The organism is Rhodococcus sp. UFZ-B548, assembly GCF_903819475.1.
Taxonomy (GTDB): Bacteria; Actinomycetota; Actinomycetes; order Mycobacteriales; family Mycobacteriaceae; genus Rhodococcus_F; species Rhodococcus_F erythropolis.
Genome location: NZ_CAIJDS010000047.1, coordinates 45,626 through 63,693, shown reverse-complemented (window position 1 = coordinate 63,693; position 18,068 = coordinate 45,626). Strand labels below are relative to the sequence as shown.

The following is an 18,068-nucleotide window of genomic DNA, read 5'->3' as shown; positions in this document are numbered from 1 at the left end:
CGTCGGTGGTGGTGGTGTTGGGGGAGTTTCCGGTGACGGTGCATGGGAAGTTGGATCGTAAAGCCCTCCCGGACACTACTTTTACAGCCGCGGACTATCGGACGCCGAGCACACGAGCCGAAGTTCTGGTCGCTCGAGCCATCGCCGAGGTGCTCGATCTCGACCAGGTGGGCGCCGACGACAATTTCTTCGAACTGGGTGGAGACTCGCTCAGCGCCACTCGCGTCGCAGCGCGCATCAGATCCGAATCGAGCACGAATGTCGGTGTGAAGGCCTTGTTCGACACTCCCGTGGTCGCTGATCTGGCGGCATCGATCGATAAGCTACAAGCTGTGCTGCGAGGTTCGGGGCCGGAAGGTTCGGGGCGGGAAGGTTCGAGGATTTCAGAAATCGCGGGTAAGACCCGGCCAGAACACATTCCGCTATCGCTCTCACAGGCGCGCATGTGGTTCGTCAACCAGTTCGACACCTCGTCTCCGCTTTACAACATCCCCGTCGCACTACAACTGGACGGTTTCCTGGATTCGGGTGCGCTCCAAGCCGCACTGGGTGATGTGGTGGAACGGCACGAAACCCTTCGAACGATCTTCCCGACGTCCGCGAACGGGCCCCACCAGGTGATCGCCGAACAAGCGCTTGCTGCTCCTCGAATCCACCCCGTGCCGATTTCCGGCGAGCGGCTTTTTACGGATTTGCGCGCGTTCTTCGACGTCGGATTCGATGTGGCCGAAGAGTTCCCGCTGCACGTGAGGTTACTCCGAATCGGGCCGGAGCAGCATGTTCTTGCGATCGTCGTCCACCACATCGCGGCGGACGGTTTCTCGATGGCGCCACTGGCACGTGACCTGATGCGCGCCTATACATCCCGTGCTCAGGAGCAGAATCCGGACTGGGAGCCACTGCCCATCCAGTATGCCGACTACAGCCTGTGGCAGCGGGAGATCCTCGACGCAGAAGTTGGTCCGGGAACGTCGACGTCGGATGAATTCGATTACTGGACAACGAAGCTGTCGGATATTCCAGAAGTCTTGCCGCTCCCTCTCGATCGACCACGAACGCCGAAACGGTCTACCGAGGGGGCGGTGGTTTCGATGGACTTCTCACCCGAGATCCATCGAGTTTTGACCGACCTCGCACACCAGAATGGTGCGTCCCTGTTCATGGTGATGCATGCGGCGCTCGCGGTGTTGCTGGCACGACTTTCGGCGTCGGACGACGTAGTGATCGGCACTCCGGTTGCAGGGCGCGGTGCTTCGGTGTTCGACGATGTGGTCGGGATGTTCGTCAACACGCTCGTGCTTCGCACACCCGTCCAATCCGGAGCAACCTTTGCCGAGGTGTTGGCCGCGGTGCGGTCAACGGATCTCGGTGCACTCGACCATGCAGACATTGCCTTCGAGAGGTTGGTGGATCACCTCTCGCCCGACCGTTCCACCGCGCATTCACCCCTCTTTCAAGTACTCCTCGAATTCCAGACCGATACGGGACTGCGCTTCGAATTGCCGGAACTGACGGCTCGCTCGCTCGACATCGATCTCGCGGTTGCAAAATTCGATCTACAACTGAGTGTGATGGAACACGTCGACGAGCACGGTGGGCCGGCCGGTATCAGCGCCGGTTTCCGTTATGCAACAGATATTTTCGATCGAGTATCGGTGACGCGCATCGCGGAGCGCTTCGAGAGAGTAATCGGCGCCGTGATCGAGGATCCGTCGGCAGTCGTCGGCGACATCGACATACTTCTGGCTGGCGAATACAGCGAGATGCTGGTTGCGCCATCGGCCTCGGCCTCGGGCGTCGGAACCCACGAGGATTCGCTGTCGGATCTCTTCGATCGTGCGGTGCTGACGTCCGGTGATGCCGTGGCGGTGCGCTGCGACGGATTGTCCGTCACCTACCGCGAACTCGACGAGCGAGCAAACCGCCTCGCTCGACTGTTGGTGGCTCAGGGTGTGGTGCCGGAAACCCTGGTGGCAGTCGCGATGACCCGCTCGATCGACTTGGTGGTGGCATTGCTGGCGGTGGTGAAGGCGGGCGGCGGATACCTACCGGTGGACCTGACTTCTCCGGTCGACCGCGTGGACTTCGTGCTGCGTGACTCCGCACCCAAGTGCGTGCTGACCACTCGGGCCGACGGCGACGACATACGAGACGATGACGCAATCGCAGACAACGAGATTCCAGTGATTTCCGTGGACGACCCGGCGATTCTCGAAGCGCTGCACAGGTTTTCTCCGCTTCCGGTGACCGACCAAGACCGGCTGCTACCGCTCCGACCCGATTCGGTGGCCTACGTGATCTACACCTCGGGGTCCACCGGGCGTCCGAAGGGGGTGCAGGTTTCCCACCGCAGCGTCGTGACGTTGCTGGCAAACACCGGAGCGCTCTTCGGCTTCGACAGCGGCGATGTGTGGACGATGTTCCATTCCGAGGCATTCGACTTCTCGGTCTGGGAAATGTGGGGCGCACTCGCACACGGTGGCCGGCTGGTGCTGGTCGACTACTTCACGGCCCGTTCACCAGAGGCATTCCTCGAATTGCTACGGCACGAACGTGTCACGGTGCTCAATCAAACTCCCACTGCCTTCTATCAATTGGCGGAAGCCGACCGGCGTATCGGGAGCGCGGCCCTGTCATTGCGCTACGTGATCTTCGGTGGAGAAGCCCTCGACTTCGGACAGTTGACGCGCTGGTACGCCCGCCATGGGACGTCGTCACCAGATCTGGTCAACATGTACGGCATCACGGAGACCACGGTGCACGTCAGCCACCTACCGCTCGATCGTGAGCTGGCGCGTGACGGATCGGCCTCGGTGATCGGTCGGGCGTTGCCCGGATTGCGTGTGTATGTGTTGGATCAGCGGTTGCACCCGGTGCCGCCCGGTGTGGTGGGTGAACTGTATGTCTGCGGCGATCAGGTTTCACGCGGATACCTCGGCCGGTTCGGTCTGACCTCCGCGCGGTTCATTCCCGACCTCACCGTCAGTGGGGCGCGTATGTACCGATCCGGTGACCTGGGGCGCTGGAACGACAGCGGGCAGCTGGAGTACCTCGGACGAAACGATCTGCAGGTGCAGGTAAAGGGGTACCGAATCGAACTCGGCGAGGTGGAGGCTGCGCTGCTCTCCGGAGTGGGCGTGTCTCAGGCGGCGGTCGTGGCCCGCAGAGACCGGTTGGTGGGCTACGTGGTGCCGGAGGTCGTTGCCACTGTCTCTCCGGCGGCGTTGCTCGAGTATCTCTCACAGAGGTTGGCGGCACACATGGTCCCCGCTGTCGTGACGGTTCTCGAGGCGTTGCCGCTGACGGTGAACGGCAAACTCGACCGGAAAGCGTTGCCTGAACCTGACTTCGGGCTACAGACAACCGTGAGTCGTGGCCCCGCCTCCGAGACGGAAAGCATCCTTGCGGGCCTGTTCGCCGAGGTTCTGGGACTCGACGAGGTGGGGGTCGACGATTCGTTCTTCACTCTCGGCGGTGACTCGATCATGTCCATCCAGTTGGTGACGCGAGCCAAGTCTGCCGGAGTTTTGATCTCACCACGCGAGGTATTCGAACGCAAAACCGTTGCGGCGCTGTCCGAGACGGCCGGTACGTCTGGCGGTCACGCTGTTCTCGACGAGTTGCCCGGTGGCGGCGTCGGGGAGATCGAGTTGACACCGATCGCGGAATGGATGCTCGATCGCGGCGGAGATTTTCGGCGGTACTCACAATCTGTTCTCCTCGCGGTTCCTGCCACGCTCGACGAGGTCACGCTGACACAGGCGATGCAGGTCGTGCTGGACCACCACGACATCCTCCGTGCGGGCATCCGGGCGACGCTGCATCCTGAATCCGCTCGGCGGATGGACGTTGCGCCAGCAGGTACGGTGCGGGCGGAGACCGCCGTACGCCACGCGAGCCTGGAGGGTGCTGCCGCGGAGACGGTCTCGGCAGAACTCGACGCAGCTCTGGGGCGGCTCGACCCGGAGACAGGTGTGATGGTGCAGGCAGTCCTGCTCGACACCGACGGACAGATTCAAAAGGAAGGACAGCGCCAGAAACGGTTGCTACTGGTAGCGCACCATCTGGTGACGGACGGTGTTTCCTGGCGAATCCTGATCCCCGATCTTGCACTTGCTTGTGCGCAGGTGCAATCAGGCGTCGACCCGTCACTGGCTCCGGTCGGGACCTCGATGCGTCGATGGGCACGTGGCCTCGTCGACGCCGCGCGCGAGCCGGATCGGGTTGCTGAACTCGACTATTGGCGAGAGGTGCTCGCGGGTCCAGATCCGGCTCTGGGTGTGCGCGCCCTGACGAAGAGGGACACCGCCTCGGCCACCACCGACATCGAAGTACGAGTTCCCACGGCATTGACCGAGGCCGTGTCGACGACAGTGCCGCAGGCGATTCACGGGAGCGTCGAGGACGGCTTGTTGACGGCTTTGGCTCTTACGATGGTCCGCTGGCATAGGGAGCGCGGGATCGAAAATCCGGAGACATTGATCAGCCTCGAGGGACACGGACGCGAGGAACAGGTGGTTCCCGGAGCAGATCTTGCTCGCACGGTGGGATGGTTCACGTCGATCTTCCCGGTGCGGATCGATCTGAGCAGAGTGGATCCGAGCGACGCCTTCGCCGGCGGTCCGGCTGCGGGCGTCGCTGCCAAGGCCGTCAAGGAACAACTCCGGGCGGTGCCGGACCGCGGCATCGGCTTCGGGCTGCTGCGCTATCTGAACCGCGAAACGGCACACACTCTTTCGCAACTTCCGGAGCCCCAGATCAGTTTCAACTACCTCGGACGCGTCGGTGGATCCGAGGCCGACGCTTCAGCGGGATGGGTACCGATCCGCGACGAGAACTTGCGGACGGTTACGGCCGTCGATCTCCCACTCGCCGGCGTCCTCGAGGTCAACGTGATGACCGTCGACGACAGCGACACCGACAACAGTGATACCGAGGACGGCCCGCAGCTCGTTGCCACCTGGACGTTCCCACCGGACATTCTGGGCGCGGACGACGCTCGGCACCTGGCGCAGTGGTGGGTTGACGCATTGGCCGGGCTCGGTGAGTACGCGACGGACAGCGGCGGATTCACACCCTCGGACTTCGATCTGGTCGATCTTCGACAGGACGCGGTCGACGACCTCGAAAGCCGGTGCCCCGACCTGAGCGACGTCTGGTCGCTCTCTCCATTGCAAGCGGGGTTGTTGTTCCATGCCGAACTTGCCGAACGATCGGTCGACGCATACCTCGTACAAGTGGCTCTCGATCTAGCCGGCGCAGTCGATTCGGAGCGCCTGCATCGCGCCGCCGACGCGCTGCTCGACAGGCATGAGAACCTGCGTACCGCCTTCCTTCACGGCGCGGACGGCCGTGCCGTCCAGGTGGTCCGAAGCACCGTGGCAGCGCCGTGGCAGGAAATCGACCTCACTGGTGCAACAGATCAGGATCTTGATCGAGCACTGGCGGAGGACCGAGCGCGCCCGTTCGACATGGCGCAGGCGCCGTTGATCAGATTCACGCTGATTGCTCTCGCCCCCGAAAAGTTCACGCTGGTGCTCACCAACCATCACATCCTTCTGGACGGCTGGTCCATGCCACTGCTGATCCGGGAGTTGGCGACGCTCTATGCCGCTGACGGTGAAGTGGCGGCCTTGCCTCACGCGCGCGCGTATCGCGACTATCTGACCTGGATGAGCCGCCGCGATCAGCAAGCTTCTCGAGCTTTATGGGCGAGGACGCTGAGCGGAGTCGAAGGACCGACGCTGTTGGCTCCGGCGGTTCGATCTCGTCGACTCTCCACCATGGCGGCCGAGTGGGTGTTCGATCTGGACGAGGAGTTCACAACCTCACTTCGCGGGATGGCGCGTGAACTCGGGCTGACGATCAACACAATTGTTCAGGCATCGTGGGGGATCGTCCTCGCTGCACTGACCGGGAGAGACGATGTGGTGTTCGGAGCGACGGTGTCGGGTCGACCTCCCGAGCTGACCGGGATCGAAACCATGATCGGGCTTTTCATCAACACAATTCCGGTCCGAATCACTCTGCGCCCGAGAGAAAGTATCGGCACACTCCTCGCGCGGATCCAGGCCGAGCAAGCAGAGCTGTCGGATCATCACTATCTCGGGCTTTCCGAGATCCAAGTAGCCACGGGGCCGGAGACCGGATTCGATACGTTGACTGTCTTCGAATCGTATCCCGCTGACCGTCAGGGCCTTTCGTCCGATACCGATCTCGCGGGGATCCGGATCATCGATGTCGAAGCCAAGGACGCTGCCCACTACCCGCTCAGCCTGGTGGCATCGGTCGACACCAGACTCCGCCTGAAATTCGAGTACCTACCCGAGGTTTTCGGTGCCGCCGACATCGAAGAGATCGCCGGACGACTGCATCGTGTACTCGAAGCGTGTGCCCAGCCGGATCGCCCCTTGGCTGTGGTGTCGGTGCTCGCCCCGTCCGAACGTGCCGAATTGGTGCCGGCCCGTGGCACGGCTGGTGGGTCGTCGCGCGTCTTCCCGGAGATCTTCGATGCGGCAGCCCAGCGTGATCCGAACGCGCTCGCCGTGGAATCGGCGGACGGCAGCCTGACCTACGGCGAGCTGGACATCCTCTCCAATCGCATTGCTCGCGTGCTGGTCTCGCGAGGACTGGGAACCGAGGACTACGTAGCAGTCGGTGTCCCACGTTCTCTCACGTCCGTGGTGTCGATACTTGCCGTCGCCAAGACGGGCGCTGCATTCGTGCCGATCGATCCCGCCTATCCCGACGAGCGGATCAATCACATGCTGATCGATTCGATGGTCAGCTTCGGATTGACCACCACCGCGGGCCGAGATCGATTGCCCGATATCGCGGAGTGGCTGATTCTCGACGATCCGCATTTCACGAAGAAGTGCGAGGAATTCTCGGGGAGCCCGTTGACCGACAACGACCGACTCCGTCCGATCGGGTTGGATTCAGCTGCTTACGTGGTCTACACCTCGGGGTCGACCGGCGTGCCCAAGGGAGTCGTGGTCACACAGCGAGGGCTCGACAACTTCGCCCGAGACCAACGCGAACGCTACGGCGCAACTCCACAATCACGCACGCTGCACTTCTCCACTCCGAGTTTCGACGGGTCGCTCTTCGAATATCTGCAGGCTTTCGGCGCCGGGGCGACGATGGTTATCGCTCCACCCGGGATCTACGGGGGCGAGGACCTGGCGCAGCTTCTGGCCGAGCACTCCGTCACGCACGCGTTCATCACCACGGCGGCATTGGCAACGGTGGACCCGGCTGGGCTGGAACAACTTTCGGAAGTCGTATTCGGGGGCGAGGCGTGCCCACCCGATCTCGTCGCTCGCTGGGGACCTGGCCGCCGCCTGTACAACGCGTACGGACCGACCGAAGCAACGATCATGTCCAACGTCAGTCCGCCCATGACCGCCGGGGAACGCATCACGATCGGTGGACCTGTCAGTGGCGTCAGTGAACTGGTGCTCGACGCTCGACTTCAAGCGGTTCCCGTCGGGGTCCCCGGCGAGCTGTATCTGGCCGGACCAGGCGTGGCGCGGGGATATCACCGAAGGCCGGGGTTGACGGCAGAGCGCTTTGTTGCCAATCCGGCCGACCCAGGAACGCGGATGTACCGCACCGGCGACATCGTGCGATGGACGGCGGACATGTGTGTCGAGTACGTCGGGCGAAGCGACTTCCAGGTCAAGGTTCGAGGCTTCCGTGTCGAACTCGGTGAGATCGACAGTGTGCTGATGTCGGAGCCCAACGTCGGATTTGCCGTTACGGTTGCCGATTCCGCCCCCACCGGAGACACCCGACTCGTGTCGTACGTCGTGCCCACCGCGGGTCGACTGGACACCAGGCTCCTGATTCGCGCCGTGGCCCGGCGCTTGCCTTCGCACATGGTGCCTGCCGTTCTCACGGTGCTGGAGAACATACCATTGACCGCTGTCGGAAAAGTTGACCGTTCGGCATTGCCCAGACCCGAAATCGAGACGACCACAGGGGATTTCCGTCCCCCTGTCGGCCCGGTCGAACAGGCAGTGTCGGACGTGTTCGCCGAGGTGCTCGGCCTCGAACGAGTCGGTACCGACATCAGTTTCTTCGAGCTCGGTGGAAATTCTCTGAGCGCCACTTCGGTCGCGGCGAGGCTACGGGCGGTGCTCGGAGCTACCGTCGGCGTGCGGGACCTGTTCGAGATGCCGACGGTGGCCGAGTTGGCCACGGTGATCGACCAGTCGGTCGCCGAACGGTCGGAGCGACTGGAACCGCGCCCCCGACCCGACAACATCCCCTTGTCGTTTGCTCAGCAGCGGATGTGGTTCGTCAATCAACTCGACACCAGTTCTCCTGCTTACAACATTCCGCTCGTGGTGCGGTTGAGCGGTGAACTCGACAAACCGGCCTTGAGATCAGCGATGTCCGATGTCATCGCCCGCCACGAATCGCTGCGAACGATGTTCCCGGTCCACGGCGACGGACCGGTCCAGCACATCGTGCCCACCGAAAGCGCCGCGCTCCCACAACTGGCCGAGACATCGGTGACCGACGAACATCATCTCCGTGACGAGCTTGCCCGAATGGTCTCGGCCGGTTTCGACGTCGCCGCACGAATTCCCCTGCGGGCAGCGTTGTTCACCATCGATGAGCGCGAACACGTACTTGCCGTAGTGGTGCACCACATCTCGGCTGACGGCTTCTCGATGTCTCCACTGACCCGAGACGTGATGATTGCATACGAGGCCCACGCGTACGGCGGGGAACCCCAGTGGACGCCGCTTCCAGTCCAGTACGCCGACTTTGCGCTCTGGCAACGGGAGATTCTCGGCTCCGGCGACGAACCTGGGTCGGTGATCACCGAGCAGTTGGCTTACTGGCGACGCGCACTGTCAGGCGCTCCCGACCTCTTGGAACTTCCCCTCGATCGAGACCGGCCGACACAACAGAGTTTTCACGGCTCGCGGATTCACTTCTCGATCAGCAGTGATCTTCACCGCCGTATCCGAGGCGTGTCGAGGCAGCAAGAGTCCACTGCATTCATGACTGTGCATGCAGCGCTCGCGCTCTTGCTGGCACGTTTGGGCAGCACCGACGACATCGTGATCGGAACGCCGATCGCCGGCAGGGGAGATCGTGCCCTCGATGATCTGGTGGGCATGTTCGTCGGCACGCTCGCACTGCGCACACAGGTCGACCCGGCTCAATCGTTCCGGGAGTTGGTTGCGCATTGCCGCGAAGTCGACGTCGCCGCGTTCGCGCACTCCGACGTTCCCTTCGAGCGGGTAGTGGACGCGGTCGGGCCGAAACGGTCGAGCGCCTATGCACCGATTTCCTCGGTGTCGCTGGAATTCCAGAACAACGATCGGCCGATTCTGAAGCTGGCGGGACTGGAAGTCCGCGGGATCGACCCAGAACTCGAGGTAGTGAAGGTAGACCTGGAATTCCTCCTCGCCGAAGAGTACGACGATCGCGGTGCACCGGGAGGGATGAGCGGAGCCGTCGACTTTGCCACCGATCTCTTCGACCCCGGTACGGTCAGCGGGTTTGCCGACATGTTCGTTCGTGTACTCGAGGCCGTGACCCGGAATCCGCAGGTACCGATCGGTGACATCGATCTACTCGGCGATCTTGAACGTCGCGAGTTGACGCCGGCGCATGGGCTCCCCGAAGTACCTCCGAAATTGTGGCCTGAGTTGTTGGCGGACGCCGTGGCGATCGATCCGGACTCGGTGGCCCTGTCGCTCGAGAACCGGCAGCTCAGTTATCGCGACCTGGACGAGTGGTCGAATCGTGTTGCCCGGGAGTTGTGTGGTCGCGGTGTGGGCCCGGAGACCTTCGTGGCACTGGGAATGCCTCGCTCGATCGAATCGGTGGTGGCGATCTGGTCGGTGACCAAAGCCGGAGCGGCTTTTGTGCCTGTCGATCCGGCCTATCCGCGCGAGCGCGTCGAATACATGCTCGCCGATTGCCGAGCCTCGCTCGGTTTGACCGTTCAGTCCAGCCGAACTCAGCTACCCGACGTTGTTCCCTGGCTGGAACTCGACGACCCACACTTCGCCCGGCGGGTAGCCGCGCTGTCGCCGGAACCGATCACCGATGACGATCGAACCGGTGAACTGAACCTCGATCATCCGGCCTACCTGATCTACACCTCGGGATCTACCGGGAAACCCAAGGGAGTGAACATTACTCATCGAGGTTTGGCGAGCTTCACGGCCGAAACTCGTGAGAGGTTCGAGGTCACTCACGACTCTCATGTCTCACAGTTGGCATCGCCGAGTTTCGACGCTTCCATCTTCGAGTTGACGATGGCATTCAGCGCCTCGGCGCAAGTCGTGATCGTTCCGCCTGCTGTGTACGGTGGCGCCGAATTGGCCGATGTTTTCCGGCGCGAGCAGGTCACTCATGCCACCATTACACCGACCGCGCTGGCGGCGTTGGGGGACAACGGTTTCGAGGCGCTCCGTGTTCTCGATCTGGTGGGCGAGGCCTGCCCGCCGGAGGTCGTCGCGCAATGGGCGCCGGGTCGGAGGCTGCACAACGGCTACGGCCCGACTGAAACCACCGTGCAGGCGAGTGTCAGCGATTCGATGAAACCCGGTGCGGGAGTGAACATCGGCTCGCCGGCAGTGGGCTTCGGCTTCCTGGTGCTGGACGAGCGTTTGCAGCCCGTACCGGTGGGCGTGCCGGGGGAGTTGTACATCATCGGCCCAGGTATGGCACGTGGGTACCATAATCGGGCGTCGCTCACGTCGGAACGATTTGTCGCTTGCTTGTACGGATCGCCGGGGCGCCGGATGTACCGCACCGGAGATGTCGTGCGTTGGCGTGAATCCGGCGGTGACAGTGCCAAAATCGTTGGGTCCGGCGATGGAGTGCATCACACACTCGAATACATCGGGCGCAGCGACTTCCAGGTCAAGGTCCGTGGTTTTCGGATCGAACTCGGGGAAATCGATGCAGTTCTCTCACGCCATCCGTCGGTGGACTTCGCCGCGACTGTCGGCTACACGGGACCGTCGGGTGAAACGGTCCTCGTGTCGTACGTGCGTGCGTCAGCTGCCGACGCCTCCGACAGCGACGAGATACGGGCGTACGCAGCCGACCGACTTCCCTCGCACATGGTTCCGTCGGCAGTGGTACTTCTCGAGCGGATTCCGATGACACCGGTGGGCAAGCTCGACCGAAAGGCTCTACCGGAACCCGAATTCAGTTCGGCTGCAGCCGAGTTCCGCGAGCCGGTCACCGACACCGAGCGCGCCGTGGTCGACTCGTTTGTCGAGGTTCTGGGTGTCAGCCGGGTGAGCACTACCGACAGCTTCTTCGACCTGGGCGGGTCCTCCCTGGTAGCCACCCGAATCGTCAGCGCACTGCACTCCCGTTTCCAACGCAGAATTCCGCTTCAGTGGATGTTCCTCGACCCGACACCCGCTGGAATCGCTCGACGCCTCGACATGCCGACAGTGGACGCCGGCATGGAAGAGCTTCTCGCCGTGGTTGTTCCGCTGCGGACAGAAGGAAGTGGGCGACCGCTGTTCTGTGTGCACCCTGGTATCGGCCTGTCCTGGGGGTACGCCGGCTTGGTGCGGTATCTGCCCGAGGACCGACCGGTGTACGGACTTCAGCTACCCGCACTCAGCGACGACGGTGACTATCAGTCGATCGAACAGTTGGCGCATCGCTACGTCGAAGAGATGGAAGCCGTTTCGCCGGACGGGCCGTACGACTTGCTCGGTTGGTCCCTCGGCGGAGTCATCGCGCACGCCATGGCCGTCGAACTGCAATCGTCCGGCCGCGAAGTTGCCACACTGACGATGATGGACAGCTACCCCGACAACGGCGATGCCTCTGCGTCAGCCGCACTCGACGTCCGAGACCTACTGCGAGGACTCGGCCTCGAGATCGAGACCGACCGAGATCTGACCTTCGACGAGGCGGCGGCCGTGCTGGCCCGGAGGCTCGGGCCCGAGACGGGAGTCGACGGTCGGGACCTCGAGCGGATTGCCAGAGGGTACGAGACTTCGCAGAGAATCACGCACCAGTTCGTTCCCCAGATCTACGAGGGAGACCTGCTGATCTTCCCGGCTGACGGAAAAGACGACACGATTCCGCGGGAGAGGTCGCCACAGGAATGGCGTCCGCTCGTGACGGGCCGGATCGTGGAGGTACCGGTGCGATGCGGACACAACGAGATGATCGAGGCACCGGCCATGGCGGTCATCGGACCGGAGATGGCTCGGGTGCTCTCGATGTTTTCCGGATACTCCGAACGGGCATGACAACGTGAAGCCACCGAGCCGCACGCCCGTGAAGCGAGCGCCACCGAGCTGTTGCCGGGCACCGCAATCGAGCACGAGGAGCGGCAATGAGAAGGATCGGACGTACTCGGGCGATACTGGTCGTCGCCCTCGTCGCATGGACGGGATTGTTCGGTGAAGCGGCGCTTGCCTCGGCTGATCAGGCGCGAACATCCCCTCCAGACAGTTCAGCTCTCGATCACGTCGAGGAAATCAACGCCCGTCAGCTGACGATGTACGTCTACTCCGCTGCAATGGACAAGGTGATCCCACTCGAGGTGATTCGGCCGGCAGACACGAGTGCGCCCCGGCCGACTCTCTACCTGCTCAACGGCGCGGGCGGAGGCGAGGACACGGCGACGTGGCAGACACGCACAGACGTCGTCGACTTCTTCGGCGACAAGAACGTCAACGTCGTCAACCCGATCGGCGGTGCCTACAGCTACTACACCGACTGGGAGAAGCCCGATCCTGTTCTCGGGCTGAACAAGTGGACCACGTTCCTCACCGAGGAGTTGCCACCGATCGTCGATGCCACGCTCGGGACGACGGGTGTGAATGCCGTCGCCGGATTGTCGATGGCAGGAACCTCCGTTCTGAGCCTGGCCGAGGCGGCGCCATCCGTTTACCGTGCCGTCGGCGCCTTCAGCGGGTGCGCCGAGACGAGTACTCAACCCGGTCAGGACTACGTGAGATTCGTCGTCGGATTCCGCGGCGGCAACGTGGACAACATGTGGGGTCCTCCCGGCGGTCCGGGCTGGGTAGCCAACGATCCTGTGGTCAACGCCGAGAGATTGCGGGGGGTCGACCTCTACATCAGCAATGGATCGGGCCTGCCCGGCCCACACGAGAATCTGGGCGGACCGATGGTCAACGGCGACCTCGGCGTTCTGGCGAACCAGGTGATCGTGGGTGGAGTCATCGAGGCCGGGACGAACCAGTGCACCCAGCGTTTGGCCGAGCGGCTCGACTCCCTGGGCATCCCGGCCACCTATGATTTCCGGGCAACTGGCACTCACTCCTGGGGTTATTGGCAGGACGATCTTCACAACTCGTGGTCGATGATTGCCGAGTCGATCGGTGCGCGTTAGCCGGTGAACCCGAGGATCGGCGGCTGAGTTGTTTCTCACTTCGGGGCCCGCTCGCCCCACCTAGCCGACCGAACTGCAGGTCAGCGGCGTTATAGTCGCCCTATGAGTTCAGAAACACTCGCGCCCCTCGACACCGATGTACTTGCGCGCAGGTTTGCGTGCCTGGGTGATCCGACGCGGCTGCGAGTGCTCCGACTCGCTGCCGGCGGTCCGATCGACGTCGACACGATTGCACACGCCGCATCACTCGAGCCGTCGGCGCTGAGTGCTCACCTCGAGGCCTTGATCGAGGTCGGTTTTGTCGAGGCTTCGGTGCGTGAAGGCACTTCGGTTGTCAGTGTTGCCGGAACGGCATACTCCGATCTGATGGCAGCGGCCGCCGTCGTGGCTGCGCGTGGCCCGGTCGAAGACACACTGGGAGTTCTTCCCGACGATGTGGTGCTGCGCCGCATGGAATCCGGCGACTGGGATGCCGTGCGCTCGATCTACCGCGAAGGAATCGACACCGGAACCGCGACGTTCACCACGTCGGTGCCGTCAGCCGAGAAGCTCGACGCGCAATGGTTGCCCGATCATCGATGGGTCGCCGAGATCGACGGCCGAGTCGAAGGCTGGGCGAGCCTGAGCCCGGTGTCCTCGCGTGATTGCTACCGCGGGGTCGCCGAGAACTCCATCTACATCGGTAGCGGCGCTCGCGGGCGCGGCGTAGGCAAGCTGCTGCTTCGCCGACAGGTGCAAGCCGCCGACGCCAGTGAGATCTGGACGGTGCAGTCGTCGATCTTCCCGGAGAACCGGGCGAGTGTCGCCTTGCATCAGGCCGTCGGATTCCGAATCGTCGGCACTCGCTCGCGTATCGCTCAACTCGGTGGCAGGTGGCGTGACACGTTGTTCCTCGAACGTCGCAGCGAGGACGCTGACATTGAGGACGCTGACATTTGAGAAGAGGCGCTCAGCCCTTGGCAGCGCTGATTCCCGCGCGTCGCCCGTAGAAGCTGCCGTCACCGAGGGACGTTCCGGAGGCGTATCCACCGGCGCAGACGCCGGCGGTGCAGCGTCCAGCGGCAAACAAACCCGGGATCGGTTCGCCGGAGACGTGGATGACCTCCGAGTTGATCGACGTGCGCAGACCGCCGAGCGTGAATCCGGCGGTGAAATTGCGAAGGTCGAGCGCAGCGACGGGTGAGCCGATCGGCTTGACCCACTCCTTCTTCTTACCGAGTACCGGGTCTTCACCACGGGCGGCGTGCCGGTTGTAGACCTCGACGGTCGACTGAAGGGTGCCTTCCGGCAGGCCCATGTCGGATTCGAGTTCCTCGACGGTCTCGGCCACCCACTTGGGCTGGAATCTGAAGAACGGTGTGGAACTGTCGGCGGCGCAGCCCTCTTCGTAGGAAGCTTCGTCGATGATCAGGTAGGCCTGATTCTCGTTGCGCAGCAGCGTCTCCTGGCCGATTCTTCCCGGGTACGTGTCTTCGTTGACGTAGCGCTGGCCGCGTCCGTTGACCAGGATGCCGCGGATCATCAACTGGGGGTCGCCGAAGAATGCGACCTCGGTTGCATCCATGTGTGCGAGGTCGGCCCCGAGTGCCTGCGCCATCTGGATGGCCTTGCCGTCGTGCTCTTCGATAGCCGCACCGGGGCGCCCGATCAGCCGTGGGGCGTACGACTGGATCATCGCTTCGTTGTAGGCGAAGCTGCCCGTCGCCAGTACGACACCCGTGCGTGCTCGAACTGCCACTTCCTTGCCGTACTGCTTGGCGATGATGCCGACTACTCGATCGCCGTCGACGACCAGGCGCTGGACTCGCATGTCGTATTCGGCTCGTACACCGAGGCTTTCGGCCGTCTCGATCAGTGGCTTCATCAACATGAAACCACCGCCCTTCTCCCCGGTGCGCTTGCCGCTCATCTGCGGCACGTGCCCGCGAGGGGCCGGTGTCGCGATCGTGTTGAACGGTGCCGAGTTCTCGCCGCCGGAATACATGAGTCCGTCGTCGAAGGGTGTTTCCCAGCCGGGTTGGCCGTAGAAACTCTCCTTGAACGGCACACCGTTGTCGACGAGCCAGTTGTAGTGCTCGACACTGCCTTCGCAGTAGTCGGTGATCTTCTCCTCGTCGGCGCCGGGCCCGAGTGCGGCCATCATGAACGATTTCATGTTGGCGGGGGAGTCCTCGAACCCGAGTGCCTGCTGCAACGGGGTCCCGCCGCCCAGATAGATGAAACCACCTGCCAGCGCCGCAGCGCCGCCCCAGCCGCTCGTGCGCTCGAGCACCAATACGTCGGCGCCCGCTCGCGCGGCCTCGATCGAAGCACTCACTCCGGCAATGCCGTAGCCGGCGACGACGACGTCAGCCTCGAAGTCCCACTGCTCGATGCTTGCGGCGGACTGCGGACGGATTGAGCTGGCCTCGGCCATGGATTCGGATCCTTCGTTCTTCTGGTTGGTTGGTGGGGAATCGGTGGGTGTGATTGATGCCCTGATGGCAGTATCTCGATCGAAAGTCAGTCGGTGTCCGTTTTCGCGGAATCGGCTGCGGCCTTCTCCCTGGCGCGCGCGGCTTTACGTCTGTCGGCCTTCACGGCGATCAGCGCATTGTTGAGTCCCGTGGCCAGCGGCCAGCCGACGTAGTGGCACAGGAAGATCGCGGCCTCTTCGAACTGCTGCTCGGTCAACTCCTCGTTGTGGAGAGCAGCGTTGATCTGGATCTTTGCCACATCGTTCTGCCCCTGGGCGGTGATGGCACCGATCAGTAGTAGTCGTCGGTCACGCACCGACAGTCCCGGTCGCGTCCAGATGTCGGCAAAGAGGTGGTCGGCGGTGACCGCGAAGAAGTCGCCGGGAACGTCGGCGGGAAGCTCCCAGCCGTACACCTCGTTCATCTTCGCGACGCCACGAGTGCGGGCCTCGGAGATGCGGCTTTCGTCGGTTCCACCGGCATCGGTCATGTGAGTGGTGTCGGTCATGCGTGCTCCCGAGTAGTAGATGCCGAAGACGCCGTTGAAGGTTCGGCCGGCCTGTCTTCGCTGTCATTCCCGACGCCCAGACCGGCACCAAGTCCGGCGAGCGCAAGGTGCGCGAGCGGCAGGTCGAGATTCAGCCGATCGCCGAGGTTGATGGCCAAGGCCAAGTCCTTCTCCCCGAGATTGCGAACATGCCGCAGTATCGAGAACCACGGGTCGTCCTCCGAGACCGGTGCGGTGGTGTCGCGCAGCATGATCGCGCCCGCGCCACCAGTGATCGCATCGGTGTGCCTGACGACCTTTCCGAGCGTGCGGAGATCGAGTCCTGCTGCTTCGGCGAGTCGCGCGGCCTCGGTCGTGGCGGTGAACGAGACGAAGTGAAGAAGGTTGCGTGCGAGCTTCATTCGCGTTCCCGCGCCGACGTCACCGGCGTGAACCACCAGCTCGGCCCAGGATCCGAAGGGCTCGCGTACGGCTTGGAACGCCTCGTCGGAGCCGCCGATCATCACTGCCAGCCTGCCCTGCGCTGCGCCGCCGGCACCGCCACTGATCGGGGCGTCGACCAGCAGAACACCACGCTGTTGACAGATGTCAGCGAGTTCCACCGCCGTGGTGTCCGAGATAGTGGAGTGAATCGCGACGACAGTGCCTGGCTGTGCGGTCGACAGGATCCCGTGCGGCCCGCACACAACCTCGCGTACCTGCGCGTCGTCGAGCACCGTGACGGAGATGATGCTCGCCTGCGCTGCAACGTCGGCGGGCGTCGATGCTGCGCTCGCGCCCGCAGTGGTGAACGGTTCGAGCGCATTTGCGCGGGCATCACACACCACCAGTCCGCCCGGCCAGTCCAGGAGGCGCTGCGCCATCGGCGCGCCCATGTTGCCTAGGCCGATGTATCCCAGTCTGGTTTTCGAAGCGCTGGCTTTCGGCGCCGATTCCGTCATGACCGGTACACCTGGCCTCCGTCGACGTTGAAGATCTGCCCGGTCACCCAGCCTGCGTCGTCGGAGAGAAGGAACAGGCACATGCCGACGAGATCCTCCGGCGTTCCCATGCGCTGCAACGGGATTCGCTTTACCATGTCCTTGACGATGTTGCCGGGGGTGACGGTTCGAGTCGCCTCCGTATCGATGGGACCGGGAGCGATGGCGTTGATCCGGATGTTCGACCAGCCGAGTTCGGTCGCGAGTTGTTGTGTCAGGCTGTTGACGCCGGCTTTCGCGAGTCCGTAGTAATTCGAGTACAGCCAGGCTGCTGTGGAGGACTGGTTGACGATCGAACCGCCCTTCGCGCGCATATGAGGTACGACCGCCCGGCACACGTGCAATGCGCCGTCCATGTTGACGCTCATGAACTTTCGGTAGTAGTCCCAGTCCACCGTCAACAGGGAATCGATCTTCATTCCGCCGTAGATGGCAGCGTTGTTCACCAGATGCTCGATGCTACCGAACTGCTCGATCGTGAAGTCGGCAAGTGCCGCAGTCGACTCCCCGTCGGCGACGTCGACGTCCTTGAACACGGCACTTCCACCGTCCGCCGTGATCTGCTTGGCGACAGCTTCACCGAGTTCGCGATTGAGGTCCGCCACGACCACGTTGGCCCCCTCCGCGGCCAGAGCGCGGGCATACGCCTCTCCGATACCCTGCGCTGCTCCGGTGACTATCGCGGTGCGACCGTCGAAACGTCCCATGTCGACCTACTTTCGTGGTGATGATTCTGTGGTGAGGGTGTGGGGTGAGGG

7 protein-coding genes are annotated in these 18,068 nt (G+C 63.2%); 3 read left to right on the top strand and 4 right to left on the bottom strand.

The annotated features are described in order from the left end of the window. The 3 genes from H7C86_RS28905 to H7C86_RS28895 form a co-directional block, all read left to right on the top strand. The coding region (locus H7C86_RS28905) for an amino acid adenylation domain-containing protein (protein WP_182262720.1) at positions 1-12,257 on the top strand (12,257 nt) is incomplete at its 5' end. An 86-nt stretch (positions 12,258-12,343) separates the two neighbouring features. Continuing rightward, on the top strand, positions 12,344-13,366 hold the full coding sequence (locus tag H7C86_RS28900) for an alpha/beta hydrolase family protein (RefSeq protein WP_046378652.1): 1,023 nt from the start codon (positions 12,344-12,346) through the stop codon (positions 13,364-13,366). 102 nt (positions 13,367-13,468) lie between these two features. Beyond that, positions 13,469-14,305, top strand: a complete 837-nt coding sequence (locus tag H7C86_RS28895; protein ID WP_019748689.1) for a GNAT family N-acetyltransferase — start codon at positions 13,469-13,471, stop codon at positions 14,303-14,305. 10 nt (positions 14,306-14,315) lie between these two features. Here the strand turns inward: H7C86_RS28895 and H7C86_RS28890 are convergent, their stop codons facing one another. The 4 genes from H7C86_RS28890 to H7C86_RS28875 all read right to left on the bottom strand — a co-directional run bounded on the left by H7C86_RS28890 (position 14,316) and on the right by H7C86_RS28875 (position 18,017). Continuing rightward, the gene (locus tag H7C86_RS28890) at positions 14,316-15,782 is read right to left on the bottom strand and encodes an FAD-dependent oxidoreductase (RefSeq protein WP_020907950.1); all 1,467 of its coding nucleotides are present in this window, start codon (positions 15,780-15,782) and stop codon (positions 14,316-14,318) included. 86 nt (positions 15,783-15,868) lie between these two features. Next, positions 15,869-16,330 (bottom strand): carboxymuconolactone decarboxylase family protein, encoded by a 462-nt coding sequence (locus H7C86_RS28885; protein WP_019748687.1) that lies wholly within the window; start codon positions 16,328-16,330, stop codon positions 15,869-15,871. After that, positions 16,327-17,271 carry an NAD(P)-dependent oxidoreductase gene (locus H7C86_RS28880; protein ID WP_182262719.1) on the bottom strand — a complete coding sequence of 315 codons (945 nt, stop codon included), beginning with the start codon at positions 17,269-17,271 and terminating at the stop codon, positions 16,327-16,329. The genes H7C86_RS28885 and H7C86_RS28880 overlap by 4 nt, the downstream gene beginning before the upstream one ends. Continuing rightward, complete coding sequence (locus H7C86_RS28875; protein WP_007728639.1) at positions 17,268-18,017, bottom strand: SDR family oxidoreductase; 750 nt, start codon at positions 18,015-18,017, stop codon at positions 17,268-17,270. Before H7C86_RS28875 ends, H7C86_RS28880 begins: the two co-directional genes overlap by 4 nt. Positions 18,018-18,068 lie beyond the last annotated feature (51 nt).